Origin of the sequence: Segatella bryantii, assembly GCF_022024215.1 — a bacterium.
In the GTDB taxonomy this organism is placed as follows: domain Bacteria; phylum Bacteroidota; class Bacteroidia; order Bacteroidales; family Bacteroidaceae; genus Prevotella; species Prevotella bryantii.
Window position 1 is genome coordinate 2,301,598 of record NZ_CP091798.1, and the last position, 16,933, is coordinate 2,318,530.

A 16,933-nucleotide genomic window follows, 5' to 3' on the forward strand; every position below is an offset into this window, starting at 1 on the left:
TTGCCCTAATAGTAGTAGCAAGCTATGATTGATCCTTATTCGGATTCAAGACTTTCCAGAAACCACCACGAGCAGCCCCAACTCGGGTTATGATTCCTTTTTCTGTTAAATTCTTTAGATGCTTCTTGATAGCAGGAATTGAAACATGAGCAGCAGCTGCAAAGTCTTCCGTAGTTGATGTTGGATCAGAGACCATCATATCTATAATCAGTTGAGCAGTTTTACCCAATGGTTTTAGTATACCTCGTTTTAGTATAGCCTTTCCTTTTGGTATACCTTGTTTTGGTATACCTTTAGAGCTGGTTTCTGGTGAACTTTCTCCTTTTAGTATACCTTTGGGGGTAGTTTTTGGTATACCTACCCCTATGACACCTTCCCCATGGTCACCAATAATCTGCAGGAAATCGTCATCCGTAAGACCATAGTTCATGTTCCTGAAGGTCGTGAAGAATGCATGAGGGTCACTGCGGAACGTTGGCGTCAGTACTCCTTTGTACGTAGGAAGTGTCGACTCCAGATTCTGCATTTTCTTAAGACCAGAGCCACGCTTCTCCATGTAGTCCAATTGGGCAAAGACATCTGCAATGACGGGGTTACGACGACGCGATGGTACGGTGTCGATATCACGATTCTGGATAGGCTGGCCACCATCATACATTCCGCCCGGGGTGTAGAACTCTATACGATTGTCGTAGATATCCACATGCAGCTCGCTTCCCATCACGATATAGTCACGATGAATAAGATGGTTAACGACTGCCTCCAATATGGCACGGTCAGAATATTCCGGTATATTCATCCGGTGCGTAGGCAACTTATACCATCGCGTTGCCGTGTTAGCTCTGATGAAGCTTGTGGTCATTTCAAGGAGATAGATGAGATTGCCCTGATACTCTGAATCGTTGATGGCATCATCTTTCTGCAGGCCTGTCCAACGCGTACAGAAGGAACGCGACTGGTAGACAGGACAATTATCGGCAAATAATAACCCAGCATTAGTCAGGTACCCATCAGAAGTGACAAGACCGAAAGACTCAATCAACTTGTCATTCCACTGCTGATGTGTCCGCTTCTCATAGGTATTGGCAAGCATACGGAACGAATACTTGTCGGCATGTTCCTGGCTTTTCAGGCTATCCCAAGTATGACCGGAGCCACGCAGCACCAAAGACAATAGCTGCTGGCTATTACACTCTACGCTCTCGTTGCCAACCCGCACAAAAGCTGTACGTGCACCGTTCTCGTAGTAATAATAAGGTGTCGTCTGTCCCGGTTTAATGGCAACCTCAAGCAAGTGCTTGCCTTCGCGCTCAAATGGCGTCAGAACCATATCCGGAATAGGATCGATTCTCGTCTTGATGATCTCGCTGATGAATTCTGCATCCGACTGGACATCATCCAACCCGATGACGCTACCATCATCAGCAACGCCAAAGAACAGACTGCCTCCCTCGGTATTGGCGAAAGCGGAGACTGACTTCAGCCATGATTTAACCTTTCTACGCTCCAATGCTTGCTTGAAGTCATATGTTGTGCATTCTGCGATGAATTTCTTATTGCTCATAAAACGGTTATTTACGTATTATTGTCGTGCTCATCCATCATCAGACGGATCTGTGATTCCATCTCCTCAGAGGTTGGCAGGAAGCGCTTCAGGTCGTAAGCGGCAACACCGATAGGTTTGTTCAGCCCATCGAATGACCATTCCACCTTTGTGTTGTCCTTCGACTTGCAAATCAAGAGACCGATTGTCGGCTTATCGTCGTCCTGTTTCAGTAAACGGTCTACGGCAGTGACATAGAAGTTAAGTTTGCCCACATATTCCGGCTTGAAATCGGTGACCTTCAACTCCACTACCACGTAGCACTTCAACCGAACATGATAGAACAGCATATCGAGGAAGTAAGACGTGCCAGACACAACCAGTTCCACCTGCCTGCCATAGAAAGTAAAACCTTTGCCAAGTTCCAGGAGGAAGCGGGTGATATTGTGAGTGAGTGCATCCTCAAGGTCACGCTCCTGATATTTGAGAGGCATCTTCAAGAAACCGAAGTCATAAGGATCCTTCAACACTTCCTTCACCTTCGCGCTATAGTCCTCGGGCAAGGTTGTATCGAAGTTGGATGGCAAACTACCCTGCGCTTGATATAGGCCCTCTGCGATGAAGTCTTCAAGAACACTGCGGCTCCAATGACCATCAATGTCCTTAAGGAGATAGAAGATAGCTTCGTCAATATCTTTGCACTTATTGATGATGAGACGATGATGTCCCCAAGGAACGAGACTGAAGAAACGTGGATAGGCCAAAACTCCCGCAGCTTGTGGGACTTTTGGCGACTGTCCTACTTCTGCTACAAGTTGTGGCAGTTTTTCTTTACCGAATAATTCTCCCACAACTTGTGGGAGTTTTATTAGTTTTTGTAATTCTGCAACAGCCCGTTGCATTTTTGAATACTGCTTACTGTAGAATACATACCATTGCTTGACATACCACAGATTTGTAGTTGAGAATCCTCTTACATCTGGAAAAGCAGTCTTCATATCCAGGCTCAGTTGTTCTATCACTCCAGTCCCCCACTTGGATTCAGCCTTCAGATCCACAATGTCATGACCGAGCTTCCAATAGAACTCGATCATGGCATCGTTAACCCTCATAGCTGCCTTTGCCTGACTGCTGCGATATTGCTCTTTGACTTTCTGGAGCCAATGTATATACTCCTCATCCTTCTTGAATGCGGATGAAACGAAATGTGGTTTATTACTGTCCATAGGCGTTTTCTGTTGTGGCTACAAATATAAGGCATTTATTTTGATTGCGCAAGCAATGCTGCCAATTCTTCTGTTGACATCGATGACAACTGCTCTACGAGCAGCTCATGCTTGGTCTTCTTCCCTTCAAGGTTGAGCAACAGAGAGTTGTATTCCATCTGCTTTTCCAAGGGATAGTGGTCTATGTAGAGTTCCGTGATGGAATGGTCACTCGAACTATGCCCCATACTCTCAGAGATGTAATTGATGTCCACACCGGCATTACGAAGATTGGTGGCAAAGGAATGGCGGCACCAGGTACCCGAAGGCCTTACTTCCCAATGAAGCACATCCTGACAGATCTTGATGACACGGTCCTGAATGTTGGAGTTCTCTGCTGACGTGCGCACGCGCTTCTCCGCTTTCGTTGTTGCCCCATCAAGGATATAAGGGAAGACGAGAGCATTCAACTTGGGTTTTGCAGCGATGTCGTCCAAGATACGCTGAAGAGCCGGGATGATAGGGATGATGACCTCTGATCCACTCTCACTCCTGTTCGTAGTCTTGATGCGGTTGAACTTAAACGCTCTTCGCTCAGAATTGAAGTAATAGGAATTATAACGCAGTTCACTGGCATCCACAAGGTTGAAGCCATTGCAGAGATACTGGACCAGGAACAACCCGAGCGAGCGGTGAGCTTTCTCTGCATAGCCACTCTTCCAGCTATCTGACTTTTCATTGTTGATGAACACCTGATAGAGCCGTGTCATCTGCTCAACCGTCAGATAACGGTCCTTGCGCGTCTTCCCGTTAGGAATAGCCACAAGATCCTTCTGTCGGATATTGGAGAAAGGATATTCCTTGTTGACAAGGTACCCTTGCCGTACGCACTCGTTCCAGACTGCACGGCAGCAGCGCAGATAGATGCCGCGAGTTGTATCACTGATCTTGCCGGCAGTCTCTCCCTGGGCATCCTTTACCCCATTCTTCATCCCGTCACTCCACTGCTCTATCTCCTCCTTCCCTATCTTGAACCCAGTTATAGGGTGCTTCCACATAATCTTCCGGAATGAACGCAAAGCGTACTCATACGACTCAGCCGTCGTGCAACGGGCTCCGTCATTCTCTGTCTTGAGTTTATGGATCATATCTTCCCATACACTCATGAAGGTAGCCTCCTTGTGCGTACCTACGCCAAGGATTACCATTTTGATACGGTCTAACGACAGATTATTGCCAAGCTTCGAGATGATGCCACTATACTTGTCGAACAGTCTGTCAAACTCCAACTTCTTCTCGTAGGCATCCGACCGAACCGATCGGGCATTAAGCGTACAAATGCGTGAAAAGTCACGCTCCGTATACTCCCCCTCAATGTAATGATACCATGACTTCCGGTCTATCGTATAGCGCATGGCTACTGGGAAGGTGTCCTTCTTCACCTTCGGATGGCGCTTATCGAGGATAAGCGAGAATGTGCAGGCTCCGTATCTCATTGTACGGAATGTGGTCTGTAATTTCTTGTCTCCCATACTGTAGTCTATCTGTGTTTTCCCGATGTTTTCCCGGAAAACCGGGAAAACAATGGGAAAACAAATTAAGTTTGATATAGGGTTTAATAGCCTATCTTTAACAATCACAAAATTACTAACTCATTGATAATCAACACGAATTATTTTAGCTAAAAATCATTAAATATCATCCTCCCAAACTCATAATCTGGAGGTCCTAGGTTCAAGCCCTAGCTGGTCCACACTGAAAATCAAGGAGTTACGCAATTTGCGTAACTCCTTTTTTATGTCTGCATAAACATTTTTATTTCTGTCTTCCCTTTTATGCAACATAGTTGCATAGAGAATCTATGATACATTTTTGTTAGAAGTCAGAGTGCCTCAGTCCGAAAAATATGTTTTCGAAGAATGACGTTTAGTGGATAAATCCAAAGCCATTACAAGGGAGGTATGGGTGAATACGAACGTTTGAAAAAGGCGTTCACTACCCATGAGAAAGCCGCAGAAAACTTACATGAAATATAAATAGCAAAAAAGGAAAGGACAAAACCCATATTGAAGTTTTGCCCTTTCTTTGTTATAAATAATTATGTATGTACGATATTAATGTCATTTGCCGTCTGGCATATCGTCTTTTTACATATTGGTATAACCTAATTCTTTCGCACGTTTGGGATTGCGCTTAATCCATTCGCGCAGTTTTTTGACATGCTCGGTATCATTTGTTAGTCCAGCCAATCGTCGTAGTCGGAAACATCTATTATTTGGCAGACGAATGTATTTTGCATGGCAGTCAAAAAATGCGCCCGTGTTAATGCAAACTACATACTTGTACTGATTATTCTCATAGATATAATCAGGAATGTAAACCGTGTCTCCCTCTTCAGAAGGGAAAAACGTAAGTGATAGACCGATGACACCTGATGCAGGATCGTAAAATGGAGAAAAGTTAAAAACACCAGGATCACCAACGATAGTCGCCTTCGTACTCAACGGTATGCTGAACAATACCGAAAGTAGCAGAAGAAAAGACAGTAAAAACATTGCATAAATAATTTTTTAGTACAATTTTGAATAATTTTATTCAAAATTGTACTATTTTTCATACCTTTGTAACCGTTTTGCGATAAATGCAGAATATAATTATTAATTAACCAAAATGTACAAACCAATTTTAAACAAGCGCTCCAGCCTGAAGTTTAAACGCTTCTCTAACAAGGGCTACTCTCTTTTCTCTGTTTTGGGAAAAGAAGTTCTTGTAGGCACTCTTAGTGTTGCTACACTAAGTCATGCCAAAGCTGAAGGCCTGAGTACTAAGGTAGAGTTCGCAGAGGTAGACTCTGTGACCAACCAGAAGGTACTGCAGCTTGATGAAGTGAATGTCACTGCATCAAGAGCGCCACTGACCATGAGTCAGCAAGCGAGAATGGTAACTGTACTGAGTCGCGAAGAAATTGCGACTGCTCCAGTACAAAGTATTAACGATCTGCTGAAATACGTAGCCAGCGTAGATGTAAGACAGCGCGGTCCTATCGGAGCCCAAACAGATGTCAGCATCAGAGGTGGCAACTATGAGCAGATTACAGTTCTCCTCAACGGGGTCAACATTAACGACCCACAGACAGGTCATAACGCTTTCGATTTCCCATGTGATATTAGTGATATCGAACGCATCGAAGTTCTAGAAGGACCTGCTGCTCGTGTTTATGGAACTTCATCTCTCCTTGGAGCTATCAACATTGTAACCAAACAGCATGACGCATCTTCGGTTTCTGCATACGCAGAAGGCGGAAGCTATGGTTATGGCAAGATGGGAGCACGTCTGAAACTAAATTACGGCCGATGGAATCACTCTTTTTCTGGTAATTTTACTCGGAGTGATGGCTATAGCAGAAGCAATGCAGGCAATCTCAACATGAATTTCAATGGTGGTAAGGCTTTCTATCAGGGAGGATATGAGGACGAACAAGTTATCGTAAGATGGCATGCAGGACTAAGCACAAAGGGGTATGGAAGTAATACCTTCTACAGTAACTACTCTGATGAGCAGTACGAGCGTACTACAAAAACTTACACGTCTATTCAAGCCGAAAACAAAACGGGTAACTTTCATTTCCATCCATTGATTTACTGGAATAGAAATATGGACCGTTTTGAGCTTTTCCACGATAATCCTGATGCCTATCCATATAATTATCATCGCACCGATGTTTTCGGCGTAAATCTGAACGGCTATTTTGACTGGGGAGCTGGTAGAACTGCATTTGGTGCTGAGATACGCGAGGAAGATTTGGTAAGTGGAAATCTTGGTGAAAAACTATCCCGAGTACATCATATTGCTGGTACTGACCGCAACTATACTAACGGTATCAACAGAACTAACATTCAGTTTGTACTCGAGCATAATATTCTACTCCACAACTTTACCCTATCTTTGGGTCTAACTGCTGTTAAAAATAGCTGGTCTGAAATGAATATGCGCGTATATCCAGGTATTGATGCCAATTACCGATTTGGCGAGCACTGGAAAATATACGCTTCATATAATTCTTCATTGCGTATGCCTTCGGTTACAGAGCTCTATTACAACAGTAAAGGCTATAATGCCAATAAAAATCTGGAACCAGAAGAATTAACAGCCCTAGAGTTTGGTACCAAATATAATGGTAATGCCCTTCAAGCATCTGCTAGTGTTTTCTATAATCACTATAAGAATCTGATTGACTGGATTATCGATGAAAAGGCCGATTCTGCAGTATTAACGACTACAAATTTCGGAAAAATCAACGCTTTTGGCGTAGAGGCAAACCTTACTTTCAACTTTAGAGAGATTTTGCCAACCCAACATATACTGAAAACATTCAGCCTACAATATGCTTATTTGAACCAAAATCAGAAGCAATATGAAGGCATTACAAGTCGCTATGTTTTAGAGTATCTGAAACATAAACTTGTAGCCAACCTGCAGATGAATCTTTGGAAAGACCTGGATTTAGGCATCAACTACCGATTTCAAAAGAGAAATGGAAGGTATGCTACAGGTTATGACCAAACGACCAAGACAAATATCCTGAAGAAATATTCGCCATACAGCATTTTGGATGCTCGTCTATCATGGAATAAGCCTACCTACAGTCTCTATATTGAAGGGAACAACCTCATTTCGCATCGCTATGTAGACTTTGGAAGTCTGAAACAACCAGGTTTCTGGTTTATTGCTGGTGCAAAAATTAACATTACCCTATAAATGGAAAAAATTATAGTAAACTGTATTTTGCTGTGTGTAGCCCTCATAGGCTACGCACAGCAACCCACATATAGCCAGAGCATATACACTGCCGAACAACTCCAAGAAGGCGATTTGCTCTTTTATGCATCAGCAACAGACAATCCAATAACTGATGTTACAAATGGTTTTCAGGGCACACTCATTAGTCATGTGTCTATAGTCGTAAAGAATCAAGGTAAACCATATATACTAGAAGCTACCCACAAGGGAGTTATCTTTCAGCCAATTGACAGCACTTTTAATCGATTAAATCGCCGAAAAGAGCATATTTATGTCGGCAGAATCCATTCAAAATGGGACATCAAGACATCGATAGACAAGGCCAAAAGATATATCGGAAAGCCCTATGATTTCTATTTTGAACCCAACGACAGTGCAATCTATTGTAGTGAGCTCGTTCAACTATGCTACCAAGACAAACAAGGACACCTTCTTTTTGAGCCCATCCCAATGAGTTTTCACGATAAGACCGGTAAAATTACCAATTATTGGAAAGAATACTATCACAAAGTAGGCAAAGAAGTACCAGAAGGAGCCCCAGGAAGCAATCCTGGTGATCTATCCCGAAATCAAAAAGTAAAAATCATCGGAATGATACTATAAGATGGACAAGCAAAACATGCAAAAAATGAATAAATCACTGTAAATGATGGTATTATTCATTATTTTTCGTATTTTTGCAACCACTATGGTACTAAATTATATCTGGATAGCTTTTTTCGTTATCGCATTTATTTTTGCGATTATCGGTCTTTTGATGGGAGACACAACTATCTTCCAAAAAATTGTCGATTCAACTTTCGATAGTTCTAAGAATGCCTTCGAGATTTCACTCGGCCTTACCGGTGTACTTGCCTTATGGCTAGGCATCATGAAGATAGGAGAAAAAGCAGGAGTTGTAAATGTACTGGCACGTATACTTAGTCCTGTTTTCTCAAAGCTATTTCCAGATATTCCGAAAAACCATCCCGTGATGGGCAGTATCTTTATGAATATAGCATCAAACATGCTTGGACTTGATAATGCTGCTACGCCTACAGGACTTAAGGCTATGAGCCAGATGCAAGAGCTTAATAACCAGAAAGATACCGCAACCAACCCTATGATTATGTTTCTGGTACTCAATACCAGTGGACTTACCATTATTCCAACTACCATTCTTGCTTTCCGTGCTTCTTATGGAGCAGCAACCCCCACCGACGTATTCATCCCTATTCTATTAGCTACAGCCGTAGCAACCATAGCAGGTATCATCATTACCGCACTATGGCAGAAAATTAATATCTTACAACCCGTATTATTAGCCACATTAGGCAGTATCATCGCTTTTGTAGGTATCATCATCTGGGCATTCGGGCAAATGGATAAGGACACTATGGGCCAAGTAACCAGTTTAGCCAGCAACCTCATTTTATTAGGTATTATTTTGAGTTTTATCCTTGCTGGTGTATGGAAGAAAATCAATGTATACGATGCATTTATTGAAGGAGCAAAAGAAGGTTTCACCACTGCTGTGAAAATTATTCCGTATCTAGTTGCTATCCTTGTAGGCATAGGTGTATTCCGCGCTTCTGGAGCTATGGACATGCTGATTAACGGTATAGCTTGGTGCATCGAACAATGCGGGCTAAATACCGATTTCGTAGGTGCTTTACCTACTGCATTCATGAAACCACTCTCTGGAAGCGGTGCTCGTGGATTAATGTTAGAAGCTATGAAAAATTACGGACCGGATAGTTTTATCGGTCGATTGAGTTGCATTTTTCAAGGATCAACAGACACAACGTTCTATATATTGGCTGTATACTTTGGTAGTGTCAATATCAAGTATACCCGCCATGCCGTAGCTTGTGGACTGCTGGCTGATTTGGCAGGTGTCATAGCAGCAATCTTTATTGCCTACCTTTTCTTTGCATAAAAGGTATTCATCGTAAAGAAGCACAAAAAAAAATAAGATAAAAATAACAATAAAATAAATGGCAAATTTAAAATCTTTAGCGAAGGATACTGCTATCTACGGATTAAGCAGCATTATGGCACGATTTATCAACTATCTGCTCGTTCCGATTCAGACCGCAAAATTTAATGCTGCTGGCGGACAATATGGTATTATTACTAACGTATATGCCTATGTAGCTCTACTTATCATCATTCTGACCTATGGAATGGAAACCACATTCTTCCGTTTTATGAGTAAAGATGGTGAAGAACCTAAAAAAGTATATGCCACAACGCTGAAAATGGTGGCTACGACTTCCATTCTCTTTGCAGCTATTATCATTCTCTTCAATCAGCAAATAGCAGGGTGGCTAGGATACACAGATCATCCAGAATACATTTTGGTAATGTATGTCACTGTGGCTATCGATGCCTTTACCGCTATCCCATTTGCTTATCTGAGATATGCACATCGCCCTATGAAATTTGCAACATTGAAAGTACTAAATATCACGTTAAATATAACTTTCAATTTACTCTATCTCATCATTCTACCATACTTCAAGTGGAATTTATTTGGTATCTATGATGCCAACTTTACTCTCGATGTAGTATGGGTGTTCTATATCAACCTAGCTTGCTCTACTATCGTATTGCTTATGCTGGGACGAGAATTAAAAGAAATCAAGAACCCATTTGATGCAGCTACATGCAAGCGCATGCTCAATTATACATGGCCTTTACTCGTAATGGGATTAGCTGGCCAACTTAACCAATGTGCGTCACAAATTATATTCCCTTACGTATATGACGGTAATGCGGCAGATGCCCGAGTACAACTTGGTATCTATGGCGCCTGCATCAAAATTGCCATGATTATGGTTATGATAACCCAAGCATTCCGTTATGCTTATGAACCATTTGTATTCGGTAAATCTAAAGACAAAGATAATAAGGACACCTATGCTTCTGCCATGAAATACTATATTATCTTTACCCTATTAGCTTTTCTCTGTGTTATGGGCTATATGGATATTTTACGCTACATCGTAGGAAAAAGTTATTGGGATGGATTGGAAATTGTACCTATCGTCATGGCTGCAGAAATCATGTTTGGCATCTTCTTCAACCTAAGTTTCTGGTACAAACTCATCGACAAAACGATTTGGGGAGCATACTTTTCAGGTATTGGAGCTGTCATTCTGATTGTAGTAGATATTCTACTTATTCCAAGATTCAGCTATTGGGCTTGTGCATGGGCAGGATTTATATCCTATGCCATAAGTATGATTATCAGCTATATCTTTGGTCAGAAATATTATCCAATTAAATATCCATTAAAAGATATCGCACTTTATGCTGGTGTAACCCTTATCTTTTTTGGAGCTATATCTGCAACCAATAACTATCTTCCAATGATAGCTGCATTAGCTATCAACACTATACTGATTATGCTTTTTATTGCTCTCATTGTGAAGAGAGATCTTCCATTGGGACCTATTATAAAAAAAATCAAAAAATAATATTAATCAAAACAAATTATAACGAGAGATGAAAAAATTAATGATGAAGGGACTGACAATGTCTCTCCTCGTAGCAGCATCCATACCTGCAGTTCATGCAGACGAAGGTATGTGGACTCTTTACGACCTGCCTCAACAAGTGTATGAGACTATGCAGGCAGAAGGCTTCACTATGCCTTATAACGATTTGTATAATAGTAAGAATTCACTTAAAAATGCAGTAGTTAACTTTTCGGGCTTTTGCTCTGGTGTCGTTGTGTCTCCAGATGGTTTGGTCTTCACAAACCACCACTGTGGTTTCGAAGCTATCCGTAGCCATTCTACCATAGAACATGACTACATGCTTAATGGTTTTGTAGCCAATAGCTATGCAGAGGAATTGCCTAATAAAGATATGTTTGTAAGTTTTATGAAAGAACAGAAAGACATTACAGACTATATCAACGCACAACATATTGACAAATTAAATTCTGACCAGAAAGCTCTACTTATAGACTCTCTACAGAATGCCATGACAGATTCTATCAAGAAAATCGACTCAACCCTACACATTGATATCGATGCATTCTATGAGGGCAATAAATGGTATGCTACCACCTACCAAGACTTCACCGACCTCCGATTAGTCTTTACAGTACCTAAGAGTATGGGTAAATTTGGTGGTGAAACAGATAACTGGATGTGGCCACGCCAAACTTGCGACTTTTCTGTGTTCCGTATCTATGCAGATCCTAAAACTAATGGTCCTGCAGCCTATAGCAAAGACAACGTACCTTACAAGCCTGAACGCTGGGCACAAGTAAGTCTACAGGGTTATCAGGATAAAGATTATGCCATGACCATCGGTTATCCAGGTAGTACTAGTCGTTATCTTTCTAGCTATGGCATTCAAGAACGCCGTAATTCGCTCAACACACCAATGGCTCAAGTTCGTGGTGTAAAACAAGAAGTGATGCAGAAACACATGCGTGCTGACGAAGGTGTACGTATCAAGTATGATTCAAAATTCGCTCATAGTGCCAATTACTGGAAAAACTCACTGGGTATGAACAAATGCATCGATTCTATCGGTCTGATTAATCAGAAGCAAATATTCGAAGCTAAAATACGAGCTTGGCAAGATACTGCTAAGGATTTAGAACACAAAGTAGATTTCGATCTTCTGGCTCGTCTCTATAAGAAACGTATGGAGATTTCATACGTACTGACCAACTGGTCAGAATCTTTTAGCCGCAGAAGTGATGTTGAGTTCTCTGTAAGAGCACTGAAATTGAACAATGGTATGGAAGTAAAGGGTCCTAAGGATAATGCCAAAAAACAATACTTCCAGTTTGAAGATAATAGCAATGACTGGGACGCACCTCTTGACAAAGAAGTACTCGCAACCCTGCTTAAGAATTATCGCGAACATGTAGACAGTAAATATCTGCCTAAATTCTATCAAACTATTGATAAAAAATTTGGTGGCAACTATACAGAATACGTAGACTTCCTTTATAATAAGTCTATCATCATGAAAAAGGATGCCAAAATCTACTTCAATAGCAAAAGCTATAAGAAAGATCCAGGTGTCATCTATGGCGAAGACCTCATGGATATACGTGAAGACCTTCGCGAGGGTATCGGTCTCCTCAACGATAGTATCGACGAACAGGAGAAATATCTCTGCGCTGCAAAAATTCGTATGGAACAGGATTTACCACACTATAGCGATGCCAACTTTACCATGCGTCTGAGCTATGGTCAGGTTAGCAGCTTTGATCTTGGCGGTAAAGATTCTGGTTATTACACTGTAGCTGAAAGTATCGTAGAAAAGATGAAGAAAGGTGAAAAAATCTTCGATTATCAGGCTGAACCTATTATGCAGCAGCTCATGAGTGAGAAAGATTTTGGCCAGTATCAGGATAAAAAGACTGGTAAGATGCAACTCTGTTTCTTGACCAATAACGATATTACAGGTGGTAACTCTGGTAGCCCTATGTTTAACGGTAAAGGAGAACTAATCGGTTTGGCTTTTGATGGCAACTGGGATAGCTTGAGCAGTGATATCAATTTCGATAGCCGCTTGGCAAGATGTATTGGTGTAGATATTCGTTATGTACTCTATATGATTGACAAATGGGGACATGCAGACCGTCTGATTAAAGAAATCAACGCAAAATAAAGAAAATTTTATATATCAAAAAAAGGCTTGCTCCGTATTGGAAGTAAGCCTTTTTTTGATATATAAAATTCTGATTGATATCATGAAACACTAAATATCTGCTATTATTCTCTGAATATCCTCAAGAGAAGATGCTATCTCTATGCTATCATGATAATCACCCCGGATAAATCCTTTCTGCTGCAAATCATCCAATACTTGAATAAAAGGGTTCCAAAAGCCTTTTAAATTATAAAGGATAACCTTTTTCTGATGATATCCTATCGTATGAGAAGCTGCCATAGAAAGTATTTCATCCAACGTACCAATACCACCAGGAAGAGCGATAGCAATATCACTTTGTGTAAGCATCAAGTCCTTACGATCACTTAAGTTCTCACAAGGAATCTCTACATCCACAAACTTACTGGTACGACCAGTGCTCTCAATCAGCGTAGGTATTACGCCAATCGTCATAGCACCACTCTCCTTACAAGCTTTGCCGATACACTCCATCAAGCCCATATTACAACCACCATAAACTAATGTATGGCCTTCAGACCCCATCCATTTACCTAATTCATCCGTTGCTGTGAAGAAATCAGGGTCAATATTACGATTTGCTGAACAATATACTGCTATTTTCATATCATGCAAAGATAAAAATATGATAGGAGAAAAAAGCAAAAAAGGAAAATATTTTTTTATTTATTCAACTTTTGGAAATTATTCCAATGTTTTTTAGTAACTTTGCAACCGATAAAACTTACACTTTGTAAGTTCCGTTTTTATAACGAAGGAAATACACTCTATTTAAATGGCTGGGAAGGGTGTTTGTCCTTCACATTTAAATACAGGTTAAAAGATTGAAGACATTTGAAGAATTAGGTGTAAGCAAAGATATTTGCCGCGCCATCAGTGAACTTGGATTTGAGCATCCAATGCCAGTCCAGGAAGAAGTTATTCCATACCTATTAAGTCGCGAAAGTGATGTTATTGCATTGGCACAAACAGGTACAGGTAAAACCGCAGCCTATGGATTGCCAGTATTACAAAATACAGACCCTTCCACCAAAATTACACAGACAGTTATTCTGAGTCCTACTCGCGAACTCTGCCTGCAAATTGCTGACGATTTAAACGAGTTTGCCAAATACATAGATGGCATGCACATCGTTGCCGTATATGGCGGTACAGATATTGGTTCACAGATTCGTACCCTGAAACACGGTGTACAAATCATTGTAGCAACTCCAGGTCGTTTGGTTGACCTGATGAATCGCGGTGTAGCCAAGCTGGAAAACGTTCAGAATATAGTACTTGATGAAGCTGACGAGATGCTGAACATGGGTTTCTCCGAAAGTATCAATACCATTTTTGAAGGATTGTCTAAAGACCATATTACCCTACTTTTCTCTGCCACAATGAGTAAGGAAGTAGAGCGTATCGCCAAGAATTACCTCCATAATCATAAGGAAATCGTAGTAGGTAGCCGTAATGAAGGTGCAGAACACGTAAATCACATCTACTATATGGTAAGTGCCAAAGATAAATATTTGGCATTGAAGCGTATCGTAGACTTCCACCCACGCATTTTCGGTATTATCTTCTGTCGCACCAAGGTTGAAACACAAGAGGTTGCCGATAAGCTGATTAAGGACGGATACAATGCAGAAGCACTTCATGGTGACTTGAGCCAACAGCAGCGTGACCTTACTATGCAGAAATTCCGCAATCATCTTACCCAGTTCCTCGTAGCCACAGACGTTGCAGCTCGCGGTCTTGATGTAGATGAATTGACTCACGTTATTAACTATGGATTACCTGATGATATCGAGAGTTATACTCACCGAAGTGGTCGTACTGGCCGTGCCGGTCGCAAGGGTACATCAATCAGTATTATCCATGTGAAGGAAAAGTGGAAAGTACGCCAAATCGAAAAGCAAATTGGTAAGGAATTCATTGCTGGTGAGCTTCCTAAGGCAGAGGAAATCTGCAAAAAGCAGCTCTACAAGGTGATGAACGATATCATGAAGACTGATGTAGATGAAGATATGATAGCTCCATATATGGAAGATATCAATCGCCAGTTTGAATATATTGACAAGGAAGATATCATCAAAAAGATGGTAGCTGTAACTTTCGGCAAATTCTTAGATTACTATAAGAATGCACCAGAGATTATCCAGCCTACAGGAAAGAGTAGTGAGATTCGCTCTGAACGTGGTGGAAAAGGTGATCGACGAAACGATAGGAGCAGAGGTCCACGCAAAGCAGAACCTGGTTATCGCCGACTATTTATCAACTTAGGTAAAGCTGATGGTTTCTACCCTGGTGAGGTCATGCAATTCTTGAACAAAAATATGAAGAACCGCCAAGCTGTAGGTCATATCGACTTACTTTCTAAGTTCTCATATATCGAAGTTCCAGAAAAAGATGCCAACAAGGTTATCTCCACGATTAATGGTCTAGAATATAAGGGCCGTGAGGTAAGATGTAATGATGCAGACGAAGCTGGACACGGAAGAAACAGCGGCAGAAGCGAGCGTAGAGGTAGTGGACGTAAAGGTGATCGTCATGACCGTAAAAATAGTTACCCAAAAGGTGGCAAAAAAGAGGACTGGAGAGATCTGATAAACAAAGCTAAAAATGTAAAGTTCAAGGATAATGAGCCTGATTTTAGTGAAGAAGGTTGGGCTATTCGCCGTCCCCGCAAAGGTAATAGAGGAAAATAAGAATAAGTTTATTCGAAACAATAAATCGGGTTTGCTTCTTATGAAGTGAACCCGATTTATTGTTTCGACACTATAGAAAGTGATATATTATTTCAATAACGCTTCCATATTTGCGCCAAACTCAGGTGAAATATAATTATAAATATCCTTACAACACTCTGTGGAAAACTGCTGTCCTGCCGTAACAATACTATCCCATTGTTCCTCTGTCAATCCATGATCTATATCGTCACGGGTAATATGATTTCTAATCATACCATAAATCAGACCCGCATTAAAGTTATCACCAGCTCCGACTGTACTTACAGTATCCGTATCTGAAACAGGGTAACTTTTCTTGAAACCACCCTCCGCACGCAGCTGTATAGGTTGAGCGCCAAGGGTACAGATAAACTTCTTACAATAAAAAGAAATCTCTGACGTATATACTTTATCCGGATCTGGCATCTTATAAAGCACATCAAAATCTTCATGACTACCACGAACAATATCCGCAAACTCAAGATTATCTAGCAAGTTTGGAGTAATCTTCATAATATCTGTACGATGAGATGGGCGATAATTAACATCGTAGTACAAGATAGCACCATGCTCTTTAGCATACTCCAAAAAGCCAGCTACCTGTGGACGAACAACAGGATTAACAGCAAAGAAGGAACCAAAAAGAACAATATCATCGCGATTTACCTCAGGAAAAGAAAACTCGAGTTGATCGTGAGGATGATCTTTATAGAAGATATAATCAGCATTATTATTCTCATCCAAAAAAGCTAATGCTAATGGTGTCCGACTATCCGGAAAGACACTAACATTGTCAGAGCTAACACCATTTTTCTTCATAAAACTAATAACCTGATCACCCACTCTATCATTACCCGTCTCACTAATAAATGTGGTATTTACTCCAGAACGAGCCAACGAAATAATGGCATTAAATGTTGAACCACCTGGCAGAGCACTTACAGGCTTGCCCTGCTTGAATATAATATCGAGAACGGTCTCGCCTATTCCTATAACTTTACGCATAATTATAAATATTTGCAATG

12 protein-coding genes are annotated in these 16,933 nt (G+C 41.0%); 6 read left to right on the forward strand and 6 right to left on the reverse strand.

The window, feature by feature from the left end; genetic code table 11:
* Positions 1-22 precede the first annotated feature (22 nt).
* The 4 genes from L6471_RS13870 to L6471_RS13885 form a co-directional block, all read right to left on the reverse strand.
* The gene (locus L6471_RS13870; RefSeq protein ID WP_237797468.1) at positions 23-1,564 is read right to left on the reverse strand and encodes an RNA-binding domain-containing protein; all 1,542 of its coding nucleotides are present in this window, start codon (positions 1,562-1,564) and stop codon (positions 23-25) included.
* 11 nt (positions 1,565-1,575) lie between these two features.
* Positions 1,576-2,769, reverse strand: coding sequence for a PDDEXK nuclease domain-containing protein (locus L6471_RS13875; RefSeq protein WP_223928517.1), 1,194 nt, complete (start codon positions 2,767-2,769; stop codon positions 1,576-1,578).
* 35 nt (positions 2,770-2,804) lie between these two features.
* Complete coding sequence (locus L6471_RS13880) at positions 2,805-4,280, reverse strand: tyrosine-type recombinase/integrase (RefSeq protein WP_223928516.1); 1,476 nt, start codon at positions 4,278-4,280, stop codon at positions 2,805-2,807.
* A 615-nt stretch (positions 4,281-4,895) separates the two neighbouring features.
* Positions 4,896-5,303 carry a hypothetical protein gene (locus tag L6471_RS13885; protein WP_237797469.1) on the reverse strand — a complete coding sequence of 136 codons (408 nt, stop codon included), beginning with the start codon at positions 5,301-5,303 and terminating at the stop codon, positions 4,896-4,898.
* A gap of 115 nt (positions 5,304-5,418) precedes the next feature.
* Between L6471_RS13885 and L6471_RS13890 the strand changes: the two genes are divergently transcribed.
* From L6471_RS13890 to L6471_RS13910, 5 genes are all read left to right on the forward strand, one after another.
* The gene (locus L6471_RS13890; protein WP_237797470.1) at positions 5,419-7,506 is read left to right on the forward strand and encodes a TonB-dependent receptor plug domain-containing protein; all 2,088 of its coding nucleotides are present in this window, start codon (positions 5,419-5,421) and stop codon (positions 7,504-7,506) included.
* On the forward strand, positions 7,507-8,151 hold the full coding sequence (locus L6471_RS13895) for a YiiX/YebB-like N1pC/P60 family cysteine hydrolase (RefSeq protein WP_027453195.1): 645 nt from the start codon (positions 7,507-7,509) through the stop codon (positions 8,149-8,151). It abuts the gene before it with no gap.
* Between the two features lie 85 nt (positions 8,152-8,236).
* A complete protein-coding gene (locus L6471_RS13900) occupies positions 8,237-9,466 on the forward strand; it encodes a nucleoside recognition domain-containing protein (RefSeq protein ID WP_006282745.1) in 1,230 nt (409 codons plus the stop codon).
* A 58-nt stretch (positions 9,467-9,524) separates the two neighbouring features.
* Positions 9,525-11,009 carry an oligosaccharide flippase family protein gene (locus L6471_RS13905; RefSeq protein WP_237797471.1) on the forward strand — a complete coding sequence of 495 codons (1,485 nt, stop codon included), beginning with the start codon at positions 9,525-9,527 and terminating at the stop codon, positions 11,007-11,009.
* 43 nt (positions 11,010-11,052) lie between these two features.
* The gene (locus tag L6471_RS13910; protein WP_237797742.1) at positions 11,053-13,173 is read left to right on the forward strand and encodes a S46 family peptidase; all 2,121 of its coding nucleotides are present in this window, start codon (positions 11,053-11,055) and stop codon (positions 13,171-13,173) included.
* A 90-nt stretch (positions 13,174-13,263) separates the two neighbouring features.
* On the opposite strand, the gene L6471_RS13915 is transcribed toward L6471_RS13910, so the two are convergent.
* Positions 13,264-13,800 (reverse strand): LOG family protein, encoded by a 537-nt coding sequence (locus tag L6471_RS13915; RefSeq protein ID WP_027453198.1) that lies wholly within the window; start codon positions 13,798-13,800, stop codon positions 13,264-13,266.
* Positions 13,801-14,018: 218 nt separating this feature from the next.
* Between L6471_RS13915 and L6471_RS13920 the strand changes: the two genes are divergently transcribed.
* Positions 14,019-15,887, forward strand: coding sequence for a DEAD/DEAH box helicase (locus L6471_RS13920; protein WP_006282749.1), 1,869 nt, complete (start codon positions 14,019-14,021; stop codon positions 15,885-15,887).
* 87 nt (positions 15,888-15,974) lie between these two features.
* On the opposite strand, the gene L6471_RS13925 is transcribed toward L6471_RS13920, so the two are convergent.
* Positions 15,975-16,913, reverse strand: coding sequence for a carbohydrate kinase family protein (locus tag L6471_RS13925; protein ID WP_074614403.1), 939 nt, complete (start codon positions 16,911-16,913; stop codon positions 15,975-15,977).
* Positions 16,914-16,933 lie beyond the last annotated feature (20 nt).

Coding starts and splice junctions, on each gene's coding strand:
- L6471_RS13900 (WP_006282745.1), top strand. CDS start 8,237: ATGGTACTAAATTATATCTGGATAGCTTTTTTCGTTATCGCATTTATT.
- L6471_RS13880 (WP_223928516.1), bottom strand. CDS start 4,280: ATGGGAGACAAGAAATTACAGACCACATTCCGTACAATGAGATACGGA.
- L6471_RS13890 (WP_237797470.1), top strand. CDS start 5,419: ATGTACAAACCAATTTTAAACAAGCGCTCCAGCCTGAAGTTTAAACGC.
- L6471_RS13885 (WP_237797469.1), bottom strand. CDS start 5,303: ATGTTTTTACTGTCTTTTCTTCTGCTACTTTCGGTATTGTTCAGCATA.
- L6471_RS13895 (WP_027453195.1), top strand. CDS start 7,507: ATGGAAAAAATTATAGTAAACTGTATTTTGCTGTGTGTAGCCCTCATA.
- L6471_RS13915 (WP_027453198.1), bottom strand. CDS start 13,800: ATGAAAATAGCAGTATATTGTTCAGCAAATCGTAATATTGACCCTGAT.
- L6471_RS13910 (WP_237797742.1), top strand. CDS start 11,053: ATGAAGGGACTGACAATGTCTCTCCTCGTAGCAGCATCCATACCTGCA.
- L6471_RS13925 (WP_074614403.1), bottom strand. CDS start 16,913: ATGCGTAAAGTTATAGGAATAGGCGAGACCGTTCTCGATATTATATTC.
- L6471_RS13905 (WP_237797471.1), top strand. CDS start 9,525: ATGGCAAATTTAAAATCTTTAGCGAAGGATACTGCTATCTACGGATTA.
- L6471_RS13875 (WP_223928517.1), bottom strand. CDS start 2,769: ATGGACAGTAATAAACCACATTTCGTTTCATCCGCATTCAAGAAGGAT.
- L6471_RS13870 (WP_237797468.1), bottom strand. CDS start 1,564: ATGAGCAATAAGAAATTCATCGCAGAATGCACAACATATGACTTCAAG.